We start from the raw sequence: 4,109 nt of genomic DNA, 5'->3' as shown, positions 1-4,109 counted from the left end.
CTCGACATCGTCCCGGCGGAGTGCCTCTCCAACTGCAACCGGGCCTGCACCGTGGCCTTCGCCGGCCCGGGCCGGTGGAGCTACGTCCATGGCGGACTCGGCCCCGACTCGCTCGACGACGTGCTGACCGGCGCGACCCGCTACGCCGCGACCTCCGACGGTCTCGTGCCCTGGCGCGAGCGTCCAGACATCCTCCGCAAGGGCGTCATCGCCCGCATCCCGCCGCTGGCCAGATCCTAGGATCCCCCATGTCGCTCGAGAAAATTCCCGTCACCATCATCACGGGCTTCCTGGGAGCCGGAAAGACCAGCCTGGTCAGGCATCTGATCGAGAACCCGGCGGGCCGGCGGCTGGCCGTGCTGGTCAACGAGTTCGGCGACCTCGGTGTCGACGGCGACATCCTGAAAGGCTGCGCCGACCCGAGCTGCCCGGCGGACTCCATCGTCGAGCTCACCAATGGCTGCCTCTGCTGCACGGTCGCCGACGAGTTCGTGCCGACCATCACGGCGTTGCTCGCCCGGCCCGAGCCGCCCGAGCACATCCTGATCGAGACGTCCGGGCTGGCGCTGCCGAAGCCACTGCTCAAGGCCTTCGAATGGCCCGATCTGCGCACCCGCATCACGGTCGACGGCGTCATCGCGGTCGCCGACGCGGAGGCCGTGGCGGACGGCCGCTTCGCCCCCGACCTCCCGGCGGTCGCGGCCCAGCGCAACGCCGACGAGAGCATCGATCACGACACGCCGCTCGGCGAGGTGTTCGAGGATCAGGTCGCCTGCGCCGACATCGTGATCCTCAACAAGGTCGATCTCGTCGACGCCGCCGGCCTGGCGCAGGCGCGCAGCACCGTGCAGGCGGAGTCGCCGCGTCCTGTCCTGGTGATCGAGACCCTCGAAGGCCGCGTCGACCCGCGCGTGGTGCTCGGCCTCGGTGCCGCCGCCGAAGCCGATCTCGACGCGCGGCCGTCGCATCACGACAGCCACGCGGAGCACGACCACGACGATTTCGAGACCATCGTGGTGACGCTGCCGGACCATGCGACCGTGACCGAGGTGGTGGGCAAGGTCGAAGCGATCGCGCGCGAGCACGGCGTGCTGCGCGCCAAGGGCTATGTGGTGGTGTGCGGCAAGCCGATGCGACTCCTGGTGCAAGGTGTCGGCACGCGGGTCCGCGCCCAGTTCGACCGCCCCTGGACGAGCGGCGAGGAGCGCGTCTCGCGGCTGGTCGTCATCGGCCAGAAGGGCTTCGACCAAGCCGCCGTCACGGCGGCCCTGCAGGGATAGCGATGCACATCCTGCTCCGCGAACGACACGGCCTCGAGGAGGCAGCGACGGCCGAGGATCTCGGCCACGCGCCCGCCGACCTCGTCGTGATGTCGTTCGCGGACAGCGATCTCGGCGCCTTCGCGGCCGGGTGGCGCGCCGGACGCGACGATCTGCCGAGTCTCAGGCTCGCCAACCTCGCCCGCCTCGCCCATCCGCTCTCGGTCGACCTCTACATCGAGAAGACCCTGGCGCACGCCAAGGGCATCCTGATCAGGCTTCTGGGCGGGCTCGACTACTGGCGCTACGGCATCGAGCAGCTGCGCGCCGTGGCGGACCAAAAAGGCATCGCGCTCGCGGTCGTGCCCGGCGACGGGCGTGCCGACCCGCGGCTCGACGAGGTGTCCAACGTGCCGGTCTCGACGCTGCGCCGGCTGCAAACGCTGTGCGACACCGGCGGGGCCCGGGCGGCGCAAGGCGCGCTGGCGCAGCTCGCGCTCGCGTCGGGTCTGTGGGCCGTGCCCGTGCTGGGTGTCCGCGCCCTGCCCCGGCACGGCTTCTTCCCGGGCGATTTTGCGCGGTGCCCGGTCGAGTCCCCAGCCCCAGCGGGCGGCGGCGCGCCTCGGGCGCTCGTCGTGTTCTATCGCGCCGTCGTCGCTGCAGCCGATCTCGCGCCGGTCGAGTGCCTGATGGCCGCGCTGAAGGAGCGCGGCGTGACGCCGGTCGGCGTCTTCGTCGGCAGCCTCAAGGAGCCGGAGACGCGGAGCTGGCTGCGCGAGACGCTCGCGACCATCCAGCCCGACGTGATCGTCAACGTCACGGCGTTCTCGGCCCGTGACGGGGATGGCGGTCCGTTCGATGTCGCCGATGTCCCGGTGCTGCAGGTCGCCCTCGCGGGATCGTCGCAGGCGGCCTGGGTGAAATCCGAACGCGGCCTGTCGCCCACCGACCTCGCCATCCATGTGGTGCTGCCCGAGATCGACGGGCGCGTCTTCGCCGGCGTGGTCTCGTTCAAGGAGCCCGAGCCGGTCGACCCCGATCTCGGCTTCGCGCGCGTCGTACACGCACCGCACGGCGAGCGCGTCGACGCCGTGACGGAGCGCGCGCTGGCGCTGATCCGCCTGCGCCGCAAACCGCGCGGCGAACGACGGCTGGCACTGGTGCTCTCCGCCTATCCGGGCCGCGACGATCAGATCGCCCACGCGGTCGGCCTCGATGCGCCGGAGAGCGCCGTCGCGGTGCTGCGTCTGCTCGCCGAAGCCGGTTATGCGGTCGACGCTGCGCCCGCAAATCACGCCGCGCTGATCGATCGGCTGCTCGCCGAGGAGACGGCGTGGCCGCTCGCCGACTACGAGGCCGCCCTCGCCACGCTCGACCCGATACTGCGCGACGCGCTTTTCGCCCAGTGGGGCGCCCCGGCGGACGACCCGTCGGTGCGCGACGGCCGGATGGTGTTTCGTGCCGTCCGCTGCGGGAAAGTCGTCGTCGCCGCCCAGCCGGAGCGCGGCAGCCGCAGCGACCGGGCGGCCGAGTATCACGACGCGCGGCGGGCGCCGCGACATAGCTTCGTTGCCTTTCACCTGTGGCTGCGCCGTGTCGCCGGCATCGATGCGCTCGTCCATCTGGGCGCGCACGGCACGCTCGAATGGCTGCCGGGAAAGTCCGTGGCGCTCTCCGGCACCTGCTGGCCCGATGCGCTGCTGGGGCCGACGCCGGTCGTCTATCCATTCATTGTCAACGATCCGGGCGAGGCTGCGACGGCGAAGCGCCGGCTCGGCGCCGTCACGATCGGCCACATGACGCCGCCGCAGCGCAGCGGCGTCCTGCCCGACGGTCTGCACACGGTGGAGCGGCTGCTGGACGAATACTCCAATGCGGACGGGCTCGATCCGCGGCGGCGCGAGCGCCTCGCCGCCGACATCGTCGCGGCGGCCCGCGACAGCGGGCTCGATCGGGACACCGGGCTGTCGCCCGACACGCCAGCCCACGACGCCGTGGTGAAGCTCGACGCCTTCGTGTGCGACGTGAAGGCGACACTGTTCTCGGACGGGCTGCACGTGTTCGGCCGCGCGCCGGCGCTGCCCGCGGACGACGACGAGACGCTCGCCGGCATGCCGTTCGATCGATGCGCCGAGGCCGAGCGGGACAGCCTGCTCGCCGCCCTCGATGGCAAGGCCGTGACACCGGGGCCGGCCGGCTCGCCCTGGCGCGGACGGCGCGACGTGCTCCCGACCGGGCGCAATCTCTTCGCCATCGATCCGCGCGCGGTGCCGAGCCGCGCCGCCGCCGATCAGGGCGAGCGCCTCGCCGACGCGCTGCTGACGCGACACCTGCAGGACCATGGCGAGTATCCGGGCTCGATCGTGGTCGATCTCTGGGGCTCCGCCACCATGCGGACCGCGGGCGAAGAGTTCGCCATGGCGCTGCGGCTGATCGGGGTCGTCCCCGTGTGGGACAACACCTCGGACCGCGTCTCCGGCTTCGAGGTGCTGACACTGGCCCAGCTCGGCCGCCCGCGCATCGCCGTGACGCTGCGCATCTCCGGGCTGTTCCGCGACGTTTTTCCGACCCTGCCGGTGTTGTTCGAGCAGGCCGTGACCGCACTGGCGGCCCGCGACGAGCCGATCGAAGAGAACCCGTTCGTCGGACGCGACGCCGGCCCGCATGTCTTCGGCCCGGCGCCGGGGGCCTACGGTGTCGGCGTCGCCGAGGCCGTCGACGACCTGACGCCCGAGACCGCAGCGGCCGCCGCGGAGGCCTGGCTGGCCGGCAGCGCGCACGCCTATGGCGGCCGCGACGACGGCGTGTTCGCGCGCGATGCACTGGAGCAGCAGGTGGCGGCCGCGGCCG

3 protein-coding genes are annotated in these 4,109 nt (G+C 72.2%); all 3 read left to right on the top strand.

The annotated features are described in order from the left end of the window. A partial coding sequence (locus CH341_RS35175; RefSeq protein WP_210208216.1) for a DUF1636 domain-containing protein occupies positions 1 to 240 on the top strand: 240 nt, incomplete at its 5' end. Positions 241 to 248: 8 nt separating this feature from the next. After that, positions 249 to 1,280: a cobalamin biosynthesis protein CobW gene (cobW, locus tag CH341_RS08665; RefSeq protein ID WP_111418640.1), complete on the top strand. Its 1,032-nt coding sequence runs from the start codon at positions 249 to 251 to the stop codon at positions 1,278 to 1,280. A gap of 2 nt (positions 1,281 to 1,282) precedes the next feature. Further along, a partial coding sequence (cobN, locus tag CH341_RS08660; protein ID WP_111418639.1) for a cobaltochelatase subunit CobN occupies positions 1,283 to 4,109 on the top strand: 2,827 nt, incomplete at its 3' end.

Source organism: Rhodoplanes roseus, from assembly GCF_003258865.1.
GTDB classification, from domain to species: Bacteria; Pseudomonadota; Alphaproteobacteria; order Rhizobiales; family Xanthobacteraceae; genus Rhodoplanes; species Rhodoplanes roseus.
Note: the sequence above shows the minus strand (reverse complement) of the source record. Positions and strands in the feature narration are given on the sequence as shown.